Annotated in this window: 16 protein-coding genes; 13 read left to right on the top strand and 3 right to left on the bottom strand. The window is 67.3% G+C overall.

Annotated features, from left to right (window positions below):
* Positions 1 to 208: 208 nt before the first annotated feature.
* Positions 209 to 1,306, bottom strand: a complete 1,098-nt coding sequence (locus PCA10_RS13570) for an alkene reductase (RefSeq protein WP_041770261.1) — start codon at positions 1,304 to 1,306, stop codon at positions 209 to 211.
* 387 nt (positions 1,307 to 1,693) lie between these two features.
* On the opposite strand from PCA10_RS13570, the gene PCA10_RS13565 reads away from it, so the two are divergent.
* The 5 genes from PCA10_RS13565 (at position 1,694) to PCA10_RS13545 (ending at position 6,197) form a co-directional block, all read left to right on the top strand.
* Complete coding sequence (locus PCA10_RS13565) at positions 1,694 to 2,548, top strand: VOC family protein (RefSeq protein ID WP_016492664.1); 855 nt, start codon at positions 1,694 to 1,696, stop codon at positions 2,546 to 2,548.
* A gap of 33 nt (positions 2,549 to 2,581) precedes the next feature.
* On the top strand, positions 2,582 to 3,595 hold the full coding sequence (locus PCA10_RS13560; RefSeq protein WP_016492663.1) for an aldo/keto reductase: 1,014 nt from the start codon (positions 2,582 to 2,584) through the stop codon (positions 3,593 to 3,595).
* Between the two features lie 74 nt (positions 3,596 to 3,669).
* Positions 3,670 to 4,080, top strand: coding sequence for an SRPBCC family protein (locus tag PCA10_RS13555; protein ID WP_016492662.1), 411 nt, complete (start codon positions 3,670 to 3,672; stop codon positions 4,078 to 4,080).
* Positions 4,081 to 4,085: 5 nt separating this feature from the next.
* Positions 4,086 to 4,958 (top strand): glycine betaine ABC transporter substrate-binding protein, encoded by an 873-nt coding sequence (locus tag PCA10_RS13550; RefSeq protein ID WP_016492661.1) that lies wholly within the window; start codon positions 4,086 to 4,088, stop codon positions 4,956 to 4,958.
* Positions 4,959 to 5,087: 129 nt separating this feature from the next.
* The gene (locus PCA10_RS13545) at positions 5,088 to 6,197 is read left to right on the top strand and encodes an L-dopachrome tautomerase-related protein (RefSeq protein WP_016492660.1); all 1,110 of its coding nucleotides are present in this window, start codon (positions 5,088 to 5,090) and stop codon (positions 6,195 to 6,197) included.
* Between the two features lie 22 nt (positions 6,198 to 6,219).
* Here the strand turns inward: PCA10_RS13545 and PCA10_RS13540 are convergent, their stop codons facing one another.
* Positions 6,220 to 9,042: an ATP-binding protein gene (locus PCA10_RS13540; protein ID WP_016492659.1), complete on the bottom strand. Its 2,823-nt coding sequence runs from the start codon at positions 9,040 to 9,042 to the stop codon at positions 6,220 to 6,222.
* Positions 9,043 to 9,321: 279 nt separating this feature from the next.
* On the opposite strand from PCA10_RS13540, the gene PCA10_RS13535 reads away from it, so the two are divergent.
* The 3 genes from PCA10_RS13535 (at position 9,322) to PCA10_RS13525 (ending at position 11,587) form a co-directional block, all read left to right on the top strand.
* Positions 9,322 to 10,425, top strand: a complete 1,104-nt coding sequence (locus PCA10_RS13535) for an oxidoreductase (RefSeq protein WP_016492658.1) — start codon at positions 9,322 to 9,324, stop codon at positions 10,423 to 10,425.
* A 104-nt stretch (positions 10,426 to 10,529) separates the two neighbouring features.
* On the top strand, positions 10,530 to 11,249 hold the full coding sequence (locus tag PCA10_RS13530) for a glutathione S-transferase family protein (protein WP_016492657.1): 720 nt from the start codon (positions 10,530 to 10,532) through the stop codon (positions 11,247 to 11,249).
* A gap of 71 nt (positions 11,250 to 11,320) precedes the next feature.
* On the top strand, positions 11,321 to 11,587 hold the full coding sequence (locus PCA10_RS13525; protein ID WP_016492656.1) for a hypothetical protein: 267 nt from the start codon (positions 11,321 to 11,323) through the stop codon (positions 11,585 to 11,587).
* A gap of 511 nt (positions 11,588 to 12,098) precedes the next feature.
* Here the strand turns inward: PCA10_RS13525 and PCA10_RS13520 are convergent.
* Positions 12,099 to 13,007 carry a LysR substrate-binding domain-containing protein gene (locus tag PCA10_RS13520; RefSeq protein ID WP_016492655.1) on the bottom strand — a complete coding sequence of 303 codons (909 nt, stop codon included), beginning with the start codon at positions 13,005 to 13,007 and terminating at the stop codon, positions 12,099 to 12,101.
* A gap of 285 nt (positions 13,008 to 13,292) precedes the next feature.
* Between PCA10_RS13520 and PCA10_RS13515 the strand changes: the two genes are divergently transcribed.
* From PCA10_RS13515 to PCA10_RS13495, 5 genes are read left to right on the top strand one after another with little or no spacing between them, the layout of a single operon-like run.
* The gene (locus PCA10_RS13515) at positions 13,293 to 13,730 is read left to right on the top strand and encodes a MarR family winged helix-turn-helix transcriptional regulator (protein WP_016492654.1); all 438 of its coding nucleotides are present in this window, start codon (positions 13,293 to 13,295) and stop codon (positions 13,728 to 13,730) included.
* Positions 13,727 to 15,796, top strand: a complete 2,070-nt coding sequence (locus PCA10_RS13510; protein WP_016492653.1) for an FUSC family protein — start codon at positions 13,727 to 13,729, stop codon at positions 15,794 to 15,796. The genes PCA10_RS13515 and PCA10_RS13510 overlap by 4 nt, the downstream gene beginning before the upstream one ends.
* Positions 15,793 to 16,005 carry a DUF1656 domain-containing protein gene (locus PCA10_RS13505; RefSeq protein ID WP_016492652.1) on the top strand — a complete coding sequence of 71 codons (213 nt, stop codon included), beginning with the start codon at positions 15,793 to 15,795 and terminating at the stop codon, positions 16,003 to 16,005. Before PCA10_RS13510 ends, PCA10_RS13505 begins: the two co-directional genes overlap by 4 nt.
* On the top strand, positions 16,002 to 16,880 hold the full coding sequence (locus PCA10_RS13500) for an efflux RND transporter periplasmic adaptor subunit (protein WP_016492651.1): 879 nt from the start codon (positions 16,002 to 16,004) through the stop codon (positions 16,878 to 16,880). The genes PCA10_RS13505 and PCA10_RS13500 overlap by 4 nt, the downstream gene beginning before the upstream one ends.
* Positions 16,877 to 18,319: an efflux transporter outer membrane subunit gene (locus tag PCA10_RS13495; protein WP_016492650.1), complete on the top strand. Its 1,443-nt coding sequence runs from the start codon at positions 16,877 to 16,879 to the stop codon at positions 18,317 to 18,319. The genes PCA10_RS13500 and PCA10_RS13495 overlap by 4 nt, the downstream gene beginning before the upstream one ends.
* Positions 18,320 to 18,487 lie beyond the last annotated feature (168 nt).

Below are 18,487 nucleotides of genomic sequence, written 5' to 3'. Positions count from 1 at the left end.
ACATCACGAGCAAGCCAGCTTCAGTGCTGTTCATCACCATCTCCAGGCAAACGCCTGCCGATGAGCCACCAGGCGTTCCAGCGGATGAGCCTGTTCGGTGGTAGCAAGCTGCGCGCTGCGGTCATCGTCCTGCCCGGGTAGGCGGCAACCCGGTACGCGGCAGGTGCTGCCGGCGGGTCGAGCACCCGCCGGCCTTGTCGTCCCGCGCTCAGGACAGGGTCGGGTAGTCCGTGTAGCCCTCCGCGCCACCGCCGTAGAAGGTCGCGCGATCCGCTTCGGCTATCGGCGCATCGCGGCGCAGCCGCTCCACCAGGTCGGGGTTGGCGATGAACGGCCGCCCGAAGGCCACCATGTCGGCGTGGCCGGACGCCACGGCGGCCATGGCCATCTGGCGGTCGTAGCTGTTGTTGGCGATGTAGTGGCCGCCGAAGGCCGCATGCAGGGTCTTGAAGTCGAAGTCGTCGGCTGCATTGGTGCCCTGGGTCTGGCCTTCGACGCAGTGCAGGTAGGCCAGGCCCAGGCGGCCCAGTTGCTCGGCGAAATAGCCGTAGGTCGCCTGGGGATCGCTGTCCAGCGGGGTATCGCCGACGGCGCGGGTGATGGGCGACAGCCGCAGGCCGACGCGGTCCGCCCCCCAGACGTCCGACACCGCCTGGACCGCCGCCAACGGGAAGCGCACGCGGTTCTCCACCGAGCCGCCGTACTGGTCGTCACGCAGGTTGGTGCTGTCGCGAATGAACTGCTCCAGCAGGTAGCAGTTGGCCGAATGCACTTCCACGCCGTCGAAGCCGGCTTCTTTGGCGCAGCGTGCCGCGTTCCGGTAGTCGTCCACGATCAGGGGGATCTCTTCGGTACGCAGTGCACGGGGCATCGAGGGCGAGCCCAGGGTCTGGGATTCCAGGAACACCACCTCGCCCGCCTGGATCGCCGAGGGCGCCACCGGCGCGGCGCCGTTCTCCTGCAGGCTGCTGTGGGACATGCGCCCGACGTGCCAGAGCTGGCAGACGATCTTGCCGCCCGCCTCATGCACGGCATCGGTGACGCGGCGCCAGGCGGCCACCTGCTCCTGGGTGTAGATGCTCGGGGTGAAGGCGTAGCCGCGTCCCTGGCGGGAGATGTTGGTGGCCTCCGAGATGAGCAGGCCGGCGGAGGCCCGCTGCCGGTAGTACTCCACCGCCAGCTGCGAGTGCACGCCGTCCATGGACGCGCGGGAACGGGTCAGCGGCGCCATGGCGACCCGGTTGGCCACCTGGATCGCGCCGATCGTCAGAGGTGAAAAAAGGTCTGGTGCTGGATGGTCGGCCATGTGAGCTCACTCCAAGGTTGCGGACGAGCGGCAGCGCGCTCGCCCTTCACGATCAGGTTGATGAGGCGAGTACATCAGGTTAGACCCGCCGGCCCGGATTGGCGGTAAAGCGTTGTTAATGAGCGACTGATGGAATCCGCGCGGCTCCGTCTAGCGCCGACCGCGCGTTGTCGCGGTCAAGCGCGGTCGATTCGTCTAACGGGCCCCGGGAGCGTCTCGCCCTCTTCCACTCACAGGCGCTCGCCCATTGCCAAGGCTACCCGCCAGGCGAGCGGGTTTGCCTGCGAATTCACTGCGCTTAACAACACCTAACTCCGGGCAGACGGCAAAGCGGCTTAGCATCGGACTCGATGTTCACCACGCAATCGCCAGCTGATGGGAGGCGTTATGTCGAACGACAAGCTCGAGAATGCAACCGGTCCTGATGACCCTCTGCGCCGCGAACTCCTGCGGGCCGCCGGCGTCGTGACCATCGGCGGCATCGCCGGCTCCGCCCTGGGGCTGGGCTCGGTGGCCCAGGCTGCAACCAGCGCCGAGGCGTCGGGCGCGGCCGGCCTCGGCGCCAAGCTGCGGGGCGTCCAGCATTTCGGCATCACGGTGGAGCACATGGATCGCGCCTTCGAGTTCTACACCCAGGTACTGGGCGGGACCGAGGTGATGCGCGATGGCGACTTCTTCGGCGATCGCATCCAGAACACCCTGCTGCTGACGGAGGAAGTCCGGGCGGTGGCGGACAAGGTCAACCCGCTGACCCTGGGTATTCCGGACCTGCGCAGCGGCGCGCAACGCCTGGATGTCCGCTTCATCCAGTTCGACAACGTGGTGATCGAGCTCCTGCAGTACCGCGACAAGGAGCATCCGGCGGGCGGCGACAACAACTTCGCGCCCACCCAGGACCGGACCAGCCCGGCCTTCCCGCGCTCGATGCACGTGTGCTTCTACATTCGCGACGACGTCGACTTCAACCAGTTCATCCGCGATCTGGAGGCGGAGTCCGCCCGACGCGGCATGACCAACGTCAAGGCCAACCGGATCATTCGCGCGACCACCGAACAGGAACGCGTCAGCGCGCCCCTGGACAGCAACACCAACCGGATCACCGAAGGGGCTTCCGCCGGCTGGTCGTTGATCTATTGCAAGGGGCCCGAGGGCGAGCAGCTGGAGTTCGTCCAGGTGCAGGGGCATGCCAAGCAGGTCTTCGACGGCGCCTTTGAGTCCCGTCGCAAGCAGCTCGGTGGATGAGGCGGCCGTCCAGGTTCGATGAAGGGGAACACCATGGCACTCAAAGATATCCTGCCCGGCCAGCTCGGCTTCGGCACCGCGCCGCTGGGCAACATGTTTCGCGAGATCCCCGAAGAACAGGCGCGGGCAACGGTGGACGCCGCCTGGAACGACGGTATCCGCTACTTCGACAATGCCCCGCTGTATGGCGCCGGGCTGGCCGAACTGCGCATGGGCGAGGCACTCGCCAGCCGCCCCCGTGGCGAGTACGTCATCAGCACCAAGGTGGGCCGCGTGGTCCTCGACGAAGTCGAGGACCCGAGCACCCGCGACATGGGCGACAAAGGCGACGTGTTCCGCTATGGCCGGCCGAACAAGATCGAAAACGACTACTCGGAGAGCGCGACCTTGCGCTCCATCGAGGACAGCCTGGAGCGCCTGAAGACCGACCACATCGAGATCGTCTGGGTGCACGACGTGGCGCAGGACTTCTTCGGTGACGAGTGGCTCGGTGTTTTCGAGAGCGCGCGCAAGGGCGCTTTCAAGACCCTAGACCGCCTGCGCGACGAGGGGGTGATAAAGGCCTGGGGCCTGGGGGTCAATCGCGTCGAGCCCATAGAGCTGCTGCTGGCCCTGGAAACGCCGCGACCGGATGGCTTCCTGCTCGCCGGCCGCTACACCCTGCTCGACCATGACCGGGCCTTGCAGCGGGTCATGCCCCAGGTGTCCGAGCGCGGCCTGGGCATAGTCGTCGGTGGCCCCTACAGCTCGGGCGCCCTGGTGGGCGGCCCCAACTTCGAGTACGCGCCGGCCAAGCCTTCGATCCTCGCCAAGGTCGCGCAGATCAAGGCAATAGCCGATGCCTGTGGTGTCAGCATGAAAGCCGCCGGCCTGCAGTTCGCCCTCGCCAATCCGGCGGTGGCCGCAGTGATTCCCGGTGCCAGCCAGCCAAGCAGGATTGCCGAGGACCGCGCGGCGCTCAACGAAGCGATACCCGCCGAGTTCTGGCGCAGGCTGCGCGACGCCGGGCTGGTGAACCCGGCCGCGCCGTTGCCGATCGCCGATTGATCGAGGAGCCCGGGCGCACCACCGCCCGCCTCCACCCGTCAACTTTCCAGGGGCCCCGCCCCGCAGGTACTGACATGAGTAAGGCCGAGGCTTCGATTCAACTGCGCGCCAGTGCCGACCAGGTATGGCAACTGATCGGCGGCTTCGACTCGCTGCCGGACTGGCTGCCGGCGATTCCCGAGAGCCACCTGAGCGAAGGTGGCCGGGTGCGGAACCTGAAGACGGCGGACGGCGCGGTGATAGTCGAGCGCCTGCTGCAGTTCAGCGAAGCCGAACGGCGCTACAGCTACAGCATCCTGCAGGGGCCGGCGCCCGTGCGCGACTACCGGGCGACCCTGTCCGTCAGCGCCGAGGGAAGCACGACGCGGGTCGAGTGGTCCGGCACCTTCACCCCGGATGGCGTCAGCGAAGCGGAGGCGCAGCAGCTGTTCGCCTCGATCTACCGGGACGGCCTGGCGGCCTTGAAACAGACCCTTGGCGAATAGCCCGGATGAAAGCGCCTGCCGCCTTGCTCCTGTTGTCGATCTGGCTGATCTGCGCCACGCCAGCCCACGCCGCGCCCGAGCCCGAAACTTTGGTGATGGGGCAGATCAACCTCAGCTTCTATACCACCAGCGCGGCCGTGGTGAAGGAGGTGCTCCAGCGCCTCGGGCATCCGGTACAGGTGGTCGAGGGCAACCATCCCGATATCTATGGCCGGCTGGGACGCGGCGAGGCCGATCTGCTGGTGGCGTCCTGGCTGCCCAATGCCCATGGCCACCTGCAGGCGCCGATTGCCGACCGGCTGGTGGAAGCCGCGACCCTCTACGAGGACGCGCGCCTGTACTGGGCGGTACCCGCCCATGTGCCGGCCGAGGCGGTAGCGTCCATCGATGACCTGAAGAAGCCCGACGTGCTGGCCCGCATGGACCGCCGCATCGTCGGCGTTGGGCCGGGTTCCGGCCTGATGAAGGGTTCAGAGCGGGTGATGCAGGGTTACGGCCTCCAACAAGCCGGTTACCAGCTGGACGTGGCCCCCGCTCCCGAATGGTCGAAGCGTCTGGCCGACGCCTCCGCCAACGGTGGCTGGATGGTGATGCCCCTTTGGCAACCGCAGTACCTAAATGCGCTGTATCCGCTCCGGGTACTGGAAGACCCGCAACAGGTGTTCGGCGTGGACCGGGCCGTGGTGGTGGTGCGCAAGGAGGTCTGGCAGCAGTTGCCCGCGCGTAGCCGCGAGGTACTGGGGCGGGTGTACCTGGGCATTCCGCTGGCCACCGAACTGGAGCGCCGGATGATGGTTGACGGCACCCCCGCCGAGCAGGTCGCCCGTGACTGGATGGCGGCGAATCCGGCAACGGTCGAGGCCTGGTTCCACGAATAGCGAAGGCGTTTTCAACGGTGCGCGCGGCTCCGCCCCCGGAGCCCCATGAGTGGCAGTCCATGAGGCCCTTGTCGACTACCCGGTCGCTGCGGACTTGCATCAGACCCTGGTCCATCAGGAGGTACTGCGATGAACAGATTCAGCCCCACCCTGCTCGCCACCGCGTTGGCGGCCACCGTTTTCGTCACCCTGGCCCAGGCCGACGAGCCCAAGGTGGGCCAGGTGGAAGTGATCGCCGAGCTGGAAATCACCCCCGGCAATGTCACCGCCTCGAAAGACGGCCGGATCTTTGCGAGCGTTCACGGCATGCGCCGTGGCCCGGTGCAACTGGTGGAAGTCACCGGGCGCGACAGCTATGTGGCCTTCCCCAACGACGCCTGGAATGCCAAGCCGGGGAGCGGCCAGGACGTCATGAACACGCCCCATGGCGTGGTCATCGACAGCCGTGATCGCCTCTGGGTGGTCGACCACGGCAACTGGCTGGAAAAACCCCAACCGCCCAAGCTGGTGGCGTTCGACATCAACTCCCGTGAGTTGGTCTACCGTCACGACTTCAACCCCTGGGTCGCGCCTGCCGGCCAGATCCTCCAGGACCTGGCGGTGGACGGCGAACGGGGCTTCGTCTATGTCGCGGATTGCGGGCTGGACCCGGCCATAGTGGCGGTCGATACCACGCGCGGGACGAGCCGGCGCTTCAGCGGCCACCCCTCCCTCGCCGCCGAGGACGTCGAACTGGTGGTGGAAGGCAAGCCGTTGCTGTTCCCGGGCGAAGGCGGCCGCATGGCCCCGGCACGGGTGGGCGTCAACCCGATCACCCTCTCGGCCGATGGCGAAACCATCTACTACGGCCCGATGAATGGAACCAGCTGGTACTCGGTGCCGGCCCGCCTGTTCCGCGAGGGGGCTTCGGATGCCCAGATAGCCGCGGCGATCAAGCGCGTCGGCGCGAAACCTGTGTCCGATGGCGCGGCAACGGATGCGGAAGGCAACCATTTCATCACCAACCTGCCGGACAACGGTATCGACATGCTGACCAGCACGGGCGAGTTGAAACCCCTGGTCCGGGACGATCGTTTCCTCTGGGCCGACAATGCCCACTTCGGCCCGGACTCCTGGCTCTACGTGGCGATCAACCAGCTGCATCGCAACCCCATCTTCACCAACGCCGCCGATACCGGAAAACCGCCCTACCTGATCGTGCGGATCTGGACCGGCACCGAAGGCCAGCCGGGGCGCTGAGGGTCAGCAATGGGGAGCCTGTTCAGGGGACAGGCTCCGCGCACAGGGCTTCCAGCGCCTGCGCCGCCGCCATGAGGTCGCGGGTCTCGAAGCCTTCGCTGCAGCGCGCGTAGACCTCCTCGAGCAGCGCCCGGGCTTCGCGGGGTTTGCCGAGGGAAGCCTTGAGCCGCGCCAGGCTCAGCGCGACCCGCAGTTCCCAGCCGAGTGCGGCCTGTTCCCTGGCGCAGTCCAGGGCCTGGGCCAGCAAGTCCTCGAGGAGCTCCTGCCGGCCCTGTGGCAGGCCCTGCAGCACCTCGACGCGGGTACGCAGCAGGTCGGCCAGGTTGAACGCGCCGCCGGTTTTCTCCGCCAGCTCGATGGCCTCGTCTATGGACGCCAGCGCGGCCAGGGCTTCGCCGCAGGCGAACTGCGCCTCCGCCAGGGCCTGCAGGGCGTCCGTGCGCACCACGCTCATCTTCGGTGGCGGCAGCATGTCCAGGCACTGCCGCAGATGCACGGCGGCGGCCGGGAAGCCGCCCCGGCCATGCAGCAGCAGGCCCTTGAGGAAATGCACGACCTGGCTGCGCACCGCCACCTTGTAGTCGTTGGCGACGTTCTCCAGCTCCTGGATGAGCTCCTCCGCCAGGTCCGTCAGGCCATTGCCCAGCAGGATGGGAAAACACAAGGTCGCGCACAGGTAGAAGGAGTCCGGGTGGCGCCGGCTCTCCTCCATGGCGCCAAGGGCCAGCTGCAGCGCCTGGATCGGCAGGCCGCGCATCCACTTCACGCGCGCCATGCCGAGGCCGGCGACCACCTGCTCCTTGAGCTCGAAATAATGCAACGGGCGCAACTCGTGCAGTGCGACCAGCTCGACGCTGGCGCCATAGCTGTCGTCGGCCGCCCGCTGGAAGCCCCTGAAGTGCCTGGACGAACCTTCCATCCAGCGTGCGATGACGGCCTCGCCGGGGCCGCCCTGGGCGGCGGCCATGGCGGCGTACTCGTCGCTGACGGACAAGGACTCGGCGAACCTGCCATTGGCCATCAGCGCCAGGTGCAGGCCGGCGAGGAACTGGAACGCCGATCTGACGTCGCCCAGCTCGCGGGAAAGCGCCAGGCCGCGCTCCACCACATGGGTCATCTCGCCGTCGTAGTCGCCACCGGCGTAGTAGGTGATGGCCGCCGACTCCAGCAAGCCGAGCTCGATGGTCGACGACCGCAGCGACTCCGGCAGCAGCTTCAGCGCCCGCTCGCAGCAGCGCTTGCACTCCCTGAACAGGCCCAGTTCCAGGAGCAGCGGCGCCGCCATGCCACTGATCTCCGCCGCCAGGGCGAGGTCCTGCTGGGCGGTGAAGGCCCACTCCATCGCCGCGCGGACATTGCCGATCTCCGGTGCGCAGGTCGGCACGTCGGCGCTTCCGGGCTGTGCCTGGCGGCCCGCGTGGTTGCGCAGTTGCTGCGCGTAATACAGCGCGTGCCGGCGCGCGATCTCGTCCCGGCCCTGGAGCCTGGCCAGGCGGGTCGCGGCATAGGCCTTGGTGGTCTCGAGCAGGCGGATCTGGATTTCCTCGTTCAGCGAACTCACGGCCACCAGTGACTTGTCCACCAGGTCGCCGATGGCCTCGGCCACCTGGAAGGCGTCGAACCGCTCATCCGAGACCACGGCCACGGCGGCGCCAATGGGAAACTCCCCGCAGAACACCGACAGCCGGTACAGCACCTGTCGATCATGTTCGGTGAGCAGGTTGTGGCTCCAGTTGATCATCGCCTCCACCGTCTGCTGCCGTGGGCAGGCATCCCGACGGCCCTGCCAGTGCAAGGCGAACTGGTTCTCCAGCAGGTCGGCGACACCCTGGATGCCATAGGTCCCGACCCGACTGGCCACCAGGCCGATGGCGTGCGGGTTGCCGTCCAGGCGTCGACACAGGGCGGCCACGGTGGGGGCGTCGTCGTCGCTCAGGCCGTCCCGCACGCCGCCTTCCCGTGCGCGCTCCATGAACAACTGGATGGCGGGCCAGTCCATGGCCTGCTGCGCGGATAGGCGGCCGGTGTTGGGGGGAGACGCCAGGGGGCGCAATAGATAGACGAACTCCTCGCTGACCCGCAGCGCTTCCCGGCTGGTGGCGAGGAAGGTCACGCTGGCGCATCCCTCGAGTATCCGCACGCAGAGCGCCGCCGCCGCGCCTATCACGTGCTCGCAGTTGTCGAGGACGATCAGCGTCCTGCGCGTGGACAGCACTTCCAGCAAGCCGGGGAACAGCTCGGCGCCCGGGCCGGTGTAGCCGACCGCGCACGCCAGGGCTTCCGCGACCATCTCGCCGCAGTCCTGGGTGCTCAGGTCGACGAAGAAGATCGCCTCCTGAAACACATCGTGCAGGCCATGGGCGACGAGCACGGCGAGGGTGGTCTTGCCGACGCCGGCGGCGCCGACCACCGTGACCAGGCGACTGTCCTGGAGCACCTGGGAGAGTTCGACGACGGCTTCTTCCCGACCCACGGCGCCCTTCAAGGGCAATGGGAAATTGAACAGCGACGGCGCCTTGGCCTCTGCCGTGGTTCGCGCAACCTCGGCCACGAAGCAGTAGCCACGCCCGGCGACACTGGCGATGTAGCGCGCACCGTCCTGGCCGCAGCCCAGCGCACGGCGGATGTTCGCCACCTGCACGCGCACATTGGAGTCTTCCACCACCAGGTCCGGCCAGGCGATCGCCATCAGCTCCCGGCGTGTGAGGACCTTGCCGTTGCACTCCACCAGGGCGGTGAGGATGTCGAAGGCGCGGCTCCCCAGGGACAGCTCCGCGCCGTCCTTGCGCAGGACGCGGGTGCCGGGGGACAGGAGGAATGGACCGAAGGTGAACGTGTCGCTCATGGTCTGCTCTCCCGCGGCCGCATTGGAAATGAGCGATGTTTTACGGCTTTGGCAGCAATGGATTTTTCTAGTGGATGTCTCTCACCAGCGCCAGTCGATAGCGGTAACAACAGGTAAATATGGACGCCGCCGCGACGGCGTGCGCGCCCGGCGGGCGAGTGGCCGTTGCGCGCTTTCACAGCCTTTGACGACGTTTAATTTAGTGCTTCGCATGCCTGCCGCCACACTGATGGCGCTGAGAACCCTTTCGCCTTGGGTTCGACGGCAAGGAGAAGTCACGTGCCTTATTCCAGATTGTTCGAGCCGGTGCGCCTCGGGTCTCTCGAACTGGCCAATCGCGTTCTCGTCGGGCCGATGTGCCAGTACTCCGCTGACGATGGCTGCATGAGCGACTGGCATCTGATCCACCTCGGCCATCTGGCGTTGTCGGGCGCGGGCCTGCTGGCCATCGAGACCACCGCCGTGCTGCCGGAAGGACGCATGACCCATGCCGATGTCGGGCTCTGGAACGACAGGACCCAGGCGGCGATCGCCCTGACCCTGGAAAGCATTCGCCGCTGGTCGGATATCCCCATCGCCATCGAGCTCAGCCATGCCGGCCGCAAGGGATCGGTGCAAGTCCCGTGGAAAGGCGGCGCACAACTCACCTCGCGCCATGCCCTGGGCTGGCAGACCAAGGCGCCCTCCGCGCTGCCCTACCGATTTGGCCAGAACGCCCCGGAGGCCCTCGACCGCGCCGACTTGCAGCGCATCCGCGAGGGCTTCGCCAGGGCCGCGCGGCGCGCGTCCCGCGCCGGTATCGACGTCGTGCAGATCCACGCGGCCCATGGCTACCTGCTGCATCAGTTCCTCTCCCCGCTCTCCAACCACCGCAGCGACGCCTACGGGAGTTCGCTGGATGGACGGATGCGTTTTCCCCTGGAGGTGTTCGAGCAGGTTCGCAGTGCCTTCCCGGCCAATCTGCCGGTGACGGTCCGGCTGTGCGCAGCGGACGGTATCGACGGTGGCTGGACCCTGGATCAGGCGCTGTCGTTCGCCAAGGAGCTGGAGCGCAGGGGCTGCGCCGCCATCCAGGTCTCCAGCGGCGAACTGCTGCCCAGCCAGGTCGTGCCGGTGGTGCTGGGTGAACCGGCCTGGCTGGCCCGCGAGATCAGGCGCGCGGTGGCCATACCGGTGGTGATGACCAGCCAGACGGGCGATTACCGGCAGGTCGAAGCGCTGGTGGCGGGAGGCAATGTGGATCTCGTCGCCTTGACCGGCACCCTCCTCCGCGAACCACGCTGGCCCTGGCAAGCGGCACGCTCCCTGGGTGCCCGGGTGCAGGTGCCCCTTCAGTACCTGGCCCTTGCCGACACCCTGGCGCCGGTTTCGGGACTGGACTAGTTCGACGCGTCCGCCGGTCAGCCGGGGGACGGCGATTCGCCGAGGTTCGACCACACTGGGAATTCCCGTCCTGCGAAGGCCCGGAACCACTGCGGAGGTGCCCCATGCTGACGCTCTATTCCTACCCCGAGCTCTTCGGCGTGGCCGACAACAACCCCTTCGGCCTGAAGGTCCATGCCTTCCTGCACCTGTGCGACCTGCCGTTCGAGCACCGGCATATCTTCGATGCGCGCAATGCGCCGCGCGGGCAACTGCCCTACCTGGTGGACGGCGAGCACAGCATCGGCGACAGCGACGCCATCATCAATCACCTCCTGCAACGCTACGCGCTGACCATCGACGACGGCCTTACCCCGGAGCAACGGGATATCCATCTGTTGATACGCCGCACCCTGGATGACCTGTATTGGTCCATGAGCTATTCGCGCTGGCAGGACGATCGATTCTGGCCGCAGTTCCGCGATGCGCTGCTGCGCACCCATGCCGAACTCACCGAGGAAGGCCTGCTGGCGGCCCGGCAGTACAACCTGCAGCGTTATCACTACCAGGGCATCGGCCGCTACGACCGGGAGCAGGTCTACGAACGCGGCATTGCCTCCTTGCGCGCCATCAGCCACCTGCTGGGGGACCAGGACTGCCTGTTCGGCGAGGCGCCGGGCTCCATCGATGCGGCGCTCTACGGTTTCGTCGCGAACATCCATTTCTATGCCATCGATACGCCCCTGCGCCGCTTCGTGGACGCCCAGGCCAACCTCGTGCGGCATTGCGAGGCCCTGCACCGACGGGTGACCGGCAGCATCGCGCGAATAGAAGACGTCGGGTAACCGGCAGCCCGGCGGGTCTGGCTGGAGCCCGTCGGTCCACTGCTTTCCAGCCGACCCGCAAGGAGTTGCCCATGCGTACCCTGATCATCCCCCTTGCCGTCAGTCTGTTCCTGCTGGCCAGCGCGGCGGCCCCCCTGGCACTGGCCGAAAGCGAAATCGAGAAGGACGTCCGCGACGCCGCCCGCGATCTCGACAAGGGCATCGAGCACGATGGCAAGGAAACCCGCAAGGAACTGAGCCACGACGGCCATGAGCTGTCCAAGGAAGGCGACCACCTGGACAAGGAGCGGCACAAGGAAGACAAGCTTCTGGACAAGGAGGAGAAGAAGCTGTTCTGAGCGGGCTGGCCTGTTGGTGCTGTGCAGGATTCTTCGATGGCTTTGTCTGCGTTAGCTGTTGCAGCACCCAAGAGAGGTCTCTAGTACGGGGTTTTCAGGCCTCCGTGCGAGCCTGACACATCCCTCTCCCCCGCCCCTCTCCCAGAGGGAGAGGGGTGACGAATTCTGATGCCTATACCGGCCTGATACGGAGCAGCGAAGATGACGCCGCGCAAAGCGCCCCTTCAGGAGGCCGAGTGGAATCGCTGTGGAAGGGGGTGAGCGGCATGGATGCCGCGAGAGGCGCGTGGGGCCATGGATGGCCCCTCGCGCCGTACCCCTGGAACAGCGATGGAATGAGGGAAGTTTGGCGAAGCCAAACCCGGATGTCGGGGCAAGCCCTTTGCTTCCTTTGGGGCGACTGCCAAAGGGAGTCGCCCGGCAAGGCGAAACAGAAACCCGCAGCCCACTCGACAACCAGCTTGGAACACCTAACGCAAACATAGCCGGTTCGATTGATGCGCCCTACCCCTCACTCCCCCTCACCCATCAGGGCTTCCAAACGCTGACGCAACCAGCTTTCCGCCGGGTCGTTGTCCAGCACGCTGAGCCAGACCATGTCCAGTTCCAGCACCGGGGTCTCGAAGGGCAGCGACTCATAGCGCAGCTGGCCGGAGGCGGCCATGGCCTCGGCAATGTAGTCCGGCAGGCTGACCAGCAGGTCGGTGTCGGCGAGCAGGCCGGGCAAGGCACTGAACTGGGGGACCGACAACACCACCCGGCGCTTGCGGCCGGTGGCCTGCAGCCATTCGTCGGCCATGCCGTGGGTGCTGGCGGTGGGGGAAACCTGGACGTGGGGCCGGGCGCAGTACTCGTCCAGGCTCAGGGGCTCGTCACCCGCGTCCGCCCGCAGCACCTTCGGCTGCACGCGGCGCAGGGTCTTGCGCTTGGCGTTGGCCGGCAGGTCGCGGGTCTGGGTGATGCCGACGGTGATCTCGCCATTGGCCAGCAACTCGGGAATCCGCCAGTAGTCGGCGCGCTGGACCACGATCACGATGTTCGGCGCCTCGCTGCGCAACGCCCGCAACACCGGAGGCAGCAAGGCGTACTCGACGTCGTCCGAGAGCCCGATGCGGAAGTTCATGTTGCTGGTGGATGGGTCGAACTCGTGGGTCAGGCTGAGGGCCACCGACAGCGCGTCCAGGGCCGGCGACAGGTGCCGGTAGATGGTCTCGGCGCGGGAAGTGGGCTCCATGCGATGACCGACACGCACGAACAACGGGTCGTTGAACAACGCGCGCAGGCGATTCAGCGCCGCGCTGATGGTGGGCTGGACCAGGAAGAGCTTTTCCGCGGCGCGGGTGACATTGCGCTCCTGCATCAGCGTCTCGAACACCACCATCAGGTTGATGTCGGCCTTGCGCAGTTCGTTGCGATTCATGCGCCGCTCTCCCCTGCACGCGTGTCGATGGACGAGCCGGCACGCCGCCGTGGCTCGGATGGGGCGTGGTGTCGCACTGGGTTTCGGGGAATTGCCATGGAGGTATCTGTCTGCAGGTTACTGGGGTGCCAGGGCCAACGCCGGTGCTAGGGCCGCCGGATCGGCCGGCGTGAATCACCACGAAAGGGAACGCCGCGCAACACAGTGTTGCGCAAACTTACCCTTGAAGAGCATTTTGTCGAGTGATTAGATAGCATCCTAATAGATAGCTCGCACTCTTTATATATGTCTATCGAAGCCCTGCACTTGCAAGTCAGCAGCCGCCTGGTCATCAGCGGCCGCATCTGGCGCCGTTTCTGCCAAGCCAACCTGTCCAAGTTCGGTATCAGCGAAGCCTGCTTCGGACCGCTGCTGACCATCGGCCGGCTGGGCGACGGCGTGCGCCAGGTTCAGGTGGCACAGGCCATCGGTATCGAGGGGCCGTCCCTGGTGCGACTGCTCGACCAGTTGTGCGCCGCCGGCCTGATCGAACGCCACCAGGACGCCAGCGACCGCCGGGCGAAAGTACTCAGCGTCACCGACGCCGGGCGCAAGGCCCGGGAAAAGCTGGAAGAAGAGCTGATCGAACTGCGTCACCGTGCCCTGTCGCACCTGTCCGAGGACGACCTGCGGGCCGCCCTGCGCGTATTCGACGCCTTCGACCAGTGTAGTCAGGCCGAGTGATCGTGCTCCCACTGCCTCCCGCCCGCGACTGGTTCTACTCGATCAAGGTCTTCGCCGCTTCGATGCTGGCGTTGTACATCGCCCTGTACATGCAGCTGCCGCGCCCCTACTGGGCGATGGCCACGGTCTACATCGTCGCCAACCCCTTCGTCGGGCCCACCAGCTCCAAGGCCCTGTATCGCGCCCTCGGCACGCTGCTCGGCGCCGCGGCCGCCGTGTTCATCGTGCCACTGCTGTCCCAGCAACCGCTCCTGCTGAGCATGGTGGTGGCGCTCTGGACCGGGAGCATGCTGTTCCTCTCGATGCACGTGCGCACCGCCGACAACTACGCGCTGATGCTGGCCGGCTACACCATGCCGATGATCGCCCTGCCGGTGGTGGACAACCCCCAGGCGGTGTTCGACCTCGGCTACTCGCGCTTTCTCGAGATTCTCCTCGGCATCATCTGCGCCAGCGTGGTCGGCAGCCTGTTCTGGCCCAGCCGCTTGGCGCCAGTGCTGGCCGGCAACGCCCGCCGCTGGTTCCTCGATGCCCGCGACTACTGCGCCTTGCAACTGCAACACCCCCGGGACCTGCAACGACTGGTGCAGCTACGCGCCGCCATGATCACCACCTTCAACGGCCTGGAGCTGATGATCGGCCAGCTGCCCCACGAGGGCGCCCATCCCCGCGTGGTGCGCAACGCCCGCGAGCTGCGCGAACGCATGGCCCTGCTGTTGCCGGCGGTGGACACGCTGCAGGACAGCCTGCGCGCCCTGCGGGAACAGGCCCCGCACCTGGCCGCACGCCTGGCGCCGACCCTGGGTAGCTGCCTCGACTGGTTGCAGGGCGACGCCGACAACGCCACCCGCGAGCGGCTGCGCCAGGAACTGGACGCCCTGCAGCCGGACCTCGCCTCCCTGGGGGATGCCGGCCAGTCGCAGCTGTGCAACATCCTCTACCGCCTGGGGCAATGGCTCGACCTGTGGCAGGACTGCCGCAACCTGCATCAGCGCCTGAACAGCGACGACCATTCGCCCTGGACCTCGGTGTACCGCCACTGGCACCTGGGCAGCGGCACGCGCTTCTTCGACAAGGGCCTGATGCTCTACACCGCCGCGTACATCATTCTCGGCATCTTCGTCGCCAGCCAGCTGTGGATCTGGCTGCAATGGGCCGACGGTGCCAGCGCCGTGGTCATGACCGCCGTGGCCTGTTGCTTCTTCGCCACCCTCGACGAGCCGGCGGTCCAGATCAAACGCTTCTTCATCTGGACCAGCTTCAGCGTGGTGCTGGCCAGCCTCTACCTGTTCCTCGTGCTGCCCCAGGTGCACGACTTCCCGCTGCTGGTGCTGGCCTTCGCCGGCCCCTTCATCTGCGTCGGCACCCTCACCGTGCAACCACGCTTCTACCTGCCGACGCTACTGATCGCGGTGAACACCGCCACCTTCGTCAGCATCCAGGGCGCCTATGAGGCCAATTTCCAGGTCTTTCTCAACAGCAGCCTGGCCGGCCCCATCGGCCTGTTGTTCGCCTTCCTCTGGACCCTGGTGTTCCGCCCCTTCGGCGCCGAGCTGCTGGCCCGGCGCATGACCCGTTCCAGCTGGCAGGACCTGGCGGACATGAGCCGTGCCGACACCCTGGTGGCCCAGCGGCGGCTCGCCGGCCGCCTGCTGGATCGCTTCGCCCAGCATCTGCCGCGCCTGAGCCTGAGCGGCCAGGACAGCGGCGACGCCGAGCGCGAGCTGCGCATCGCCTACAACCTGCTGGACATCAAGGCCCACCAGGGCCGCCTGCCGGCGCACGCCCAGCAGCCTCTGCAACTGGTGGTGCGCGGCGTGGGCCGGCACTTCCGGCGCAACCTGCGCCAGGGTATCGCCCTGCCCGTTGAGCCCTCCCTGCCGAACCTCATCGAGCACGCCCGCCAGGCCGTGGCCGCCGCCGCGCCGACCCATGGCGACGCCGCGCTGGCGGTGCTGCATGCCCTGGGTGGGCTGGCCACCGCCCTGCAACCGGCGCTTGCCGCGCCACCCGTGCCGAGCACGGAACATCACCTACCCCAGGGCCTGGACGGAGCAGCTTTGTGATCGGCGACATCAATATCTTCGGGGTCTTCCTGCCCACCGCCCTGGTGCTGATGCTCCTGGCCTACCTGGTCTACCTGCCCCTGCAGCGGCTGCTCAACGCCCTGCACGTCTATCGCCTGGTCTGGCACCGCGCGTTGTTCAACATCGCGCTCTATGCCGCCCTGCTGGGCACCTTCGAACACCTCAGCCGAATCCTGATGCAACCATGAAACGACTCGCGCTTTCCGCCTCCCGCCTGCTGGTCACCCTCCTTGCCGTCGCCGTCGCCGCGGTGCTGATCTGGCAGATGGTGGCCTACTACCTGTACGCCCCCTGGACCCGCGACGGCCATATCCGCGTGGACGTGGTCCAGGTGGCGCCGGATGTCTCGGGCCTGATCGCCAAGGTCGAGGTGCACGACAACCAGCCGGTCAGCAAGGGCCAGGTGCTGTTTCTGATCGACCAGGAGCGGTTCAAGGTGGCCCTGCAACAGGCCCAGGCCGTACGTGACGCCCGCCGAGAATCCCTGGCCCAGGCCCGTCGCGAGCAAGCGCGCAACCGCAGCCTCGGCAAGCTGGTGGCCCGCGAACTGGTGGAGGAAAGCGACTCCGCCGTACTGCGCGCCAGTGCCGCGCTGTCCGAGGCCGACGCCACGGTGGACGGTGCCCAGCTCAACCTGGCGCGCACCGTCATCACCAGCCCGGTGGACGGCTACCTCAACGACCGCGCACCCCGGGTCGGCGAGTTCGTCAGCGCCGGGCACAACGTGCTGGCGGTGGTGGACAAGGCGTCCTTCCACCTGGATGGCTACTTCGAGGAAACCAAGCTCGGCCAGATCCATGTCGGCCAGGGCGTGGACATTCGCGTGATGGGTGACGGCCGCCGCCTGACCGGCCGCGTGGAAAGCATCGCCGCCGCCATCGAGGACCGCGACCGCACCAGCGGCGCCAACCTGCTGCCCAACGTCAACCCGGCGTTCAGCTGGGTGCGCCTGGCCCAGCGGGTTCCGGTGCGCATCCAGTTCGACGAAGTACCGGACGACTTCGCCATGGTGGCCGGACGTACCGCCACCGTCTCCATCATCGAGGCGCCGGTCGCACCATGAGAAGCCGCCTGCTCGCCGTCGGCATCAGCCTGGCCCTGGGGCTTTCCGCCTGCCAGGTAGTCGGCCCCGACTACGCCGTACCCGCAGACGCCGCGATCAACCGCGCCGACGCCCAGGGCGAACTCGCCGTCGGCGACGCCCCGGTGATCTCCGCGCCGGTGCCCGCCGACTGGTGGCGCCTGTACCGCGACCCACAGCTGGAGCGCCTGGTGGAACAGGCGCTGGCGGCCAACACCGACCTGCGCGTGGCCGCCGCCAACCTCGGCCGCGCCGCCGCCCAGATGCACGAGGCACAAGACCGAGGCGGCTTCGAGGAGTCCCTGAGTGCCGACGCCCAGCGCGTGCAGGTGGCCGGCCAGCAGTTCCTGTTGATGGAAAAGGTCCCGGTGGTCAACTTCGCCAACCTCAATGCCAGCCTGTCCTACCAGTTCGACCTCTTCGGCAAGCTCCAGCGCGGCGTCGAAGCCGCCCGCGCCGACACCGACGCGGCCCAGGCCGCCGCCGACCTGACCCGCATCAACGTGGTCGCGCGGGTGGTCAGCGCCTATGCGCAGATCTGCTCGGCCAACGAGGAACGCGAGGTGGCCCTGCACTCCCTGGACCTGCAGCGCCAGAGCCTGGAACTCACCCGGCAACTGCATGCCGCCGGACGTGGCAACGAAACCGAAGTGACCCGCTCCAGCACCCAGTTCAAGTCCCTGCGCGCCAGCTTGCCGCGCTACACCGCCGCCCAGCAGGCGGGCATTTTCCAGCTGGCCATGCTCACCGCGCAGCCGGCGGAGTCCCTGCCCAAGGGCGTCACCGACTGCCGCCACCTGCCGGAACTGGCCCAACAGCTACCGGTAGGCAACGGCGCCGAACTGCTCAAGCGGCGTCCGGACATTCGCCAGGCGGAGCGCCAGCTCGCCGCCTCCACCGCCCGCATCGGCGTGGCCACCGGCGAGCTCTATCCGGACATCAGCATTGGCGCTTCCACCGGCCTGATCGGCATTGTCGACGACCTGGGCGACCCTTCCACCCAGCACTGGGGCTTCGGTCCGCTGATCCACTGGAACTTCCCCAGCACCGGCGCCCGTGCCCGGGTGCATCAGGCCGAGGCCGCGACCCAGGCGTCGCTGGCGCACTTCGACGGCGTGGTGCTCAATGCCCTGCGGGAAACCCAGACCGCCCTGGCCCAGTACAGCGCCGCCCTGCAGCAGCACGCGGCCCTGGAGGAAACCGCCCATTCGGCGCAGCTCAGCGCCGAGCAGACCCACGCTTTCTACCAGGCGGGTCGCGAGTCCTTCCTGGCCGAACTGGAAGCCATGCGCACCGAGGCCCAGGTCGCCGAGCAACTGGCCGCCAGCCAGAGCCAGGTGGTCCAGGCACAGATCGGCCTGTTCATGGCCCTGGGCGGCGGTTGGCAGCAGACGGAACAGCAGGCTGCCCTGTTCAAGTAAGGGCTAGGGGAAGGCCTGTTCACACTGGATTGGCAAGTTCTTGAGATTGCCTCGCCTGGCTCCTAGCTGCCGGATATTGCCCTCTTCCGAACGCGGCCCGCCCCTCCCCTCTCCCGGAGGGCGAGGGGAGTTTGGCGAAGGCAAACGGGGACGCCGAGTTCCGGATGT

It is taken from the genome of Pseudomonas resinovorans NBRC 106553 (assembly GCF_000412695.1).
Classification (GTDB): domain Bacteria; phylum Pseudomonadota; class Gammaproteobacteria; order Pseudomonadales; family Pseudomonadaceae; genus Metapseudomonas; species Metapseudomonas resinovorans_A.
This window is presented reverse-complemented; position numbering and strand designations above follow the sequence as displayed.

Coding starts and splice junctions, on each gene's coding strand:
- PCA10_RS13515 (WP_016492654.1), top strand. CDS start 13,293: ATGTCTATCGAAGCCCTGCACTTGCAAGTCAGCAGCCGCCTGGTCATC.
- PCA10_RS13540 (WP_016492659.1), bottom strand. CDS start 9,042: ATGAGCGACACGTTCACCTTCGGTCCATTCCTCCTGTCCCCCGGCACC.
- PCA10_RS13570 (WP_041770261.1), bottom strand. CDS start 1,306: ATGGCCGACCATCCAGCACCAGACCTTTTTTCACCTCTGACGATCGGC.
- PCA10_RS13550 (WP_016492661.1), top strand. CDS start 4,086: ATGAAAGCGCCTGCCGCCTTGCTCCTGTTGTCGATCTGGCTGATCTGC.
- PCA10_RS13530 (WP_016492657.1), top strand. CDS start 10,530: ATGCTGACGCTCTATTCCTACCCCGAGCTCTTCGGCGTGGCCGACAAC.
- PCA10_RS13500 (WP_016492651.1), top strand. CDS start 16,002: ATGAAACGACTCGCGCTTTCCGCCTCCCGCCTGCTGGTCACCCTCCTT.
- PCA10_RS13555 (WP_016492662.1), top strand. CDS start 3,670: ATGAGTAAGGCCGAGGCTTCGATTCAACTGCGCGCCAGTGCCGACCAG.
- PCA10_RS13560 (WP_016492663.1), top strand. CDS start 2,582: ATGGCACTCAAAGATATCCTGCCCGGCCAGCTCGGCTTCGGCACCGCG.
- PCA10_RS13525 (WP_016492656.1), top strand. CDS start 11,321: ATGCGTACCCTGATCATCCCCCTTGCCGTCAGTCTGTTCCTGCTGGCC.
- PCA10_RS13520 (WP_016492655.1), bottom strand. CDS start 13,007: ATGAATCGCAACGAACTGCGCAAGGCCGACATCAACCTGATGGTGGTG.
- PCA10_RS13565 (WP_016492664.1), top strand. CDS start 1,694: ATGTCGAACGACAAGCTCGAGAATGCAACCGGTCCTGATGACCCTCTG.
- PCA10_RS13495 (WP_016492650.1), top strand. CDS start 16,877: ATGAGAAGCCGCCTGCTCGCCGTCGGCATCAGCCTGGCCCTGGGGCTT.
- PCA10_RS13545 (WP_016492660.1), top strand. CDS start 5,088: ATGAACAGATTCAGCCCCACCCTGCTCGCCACCGCGTTGGCGGCCACC.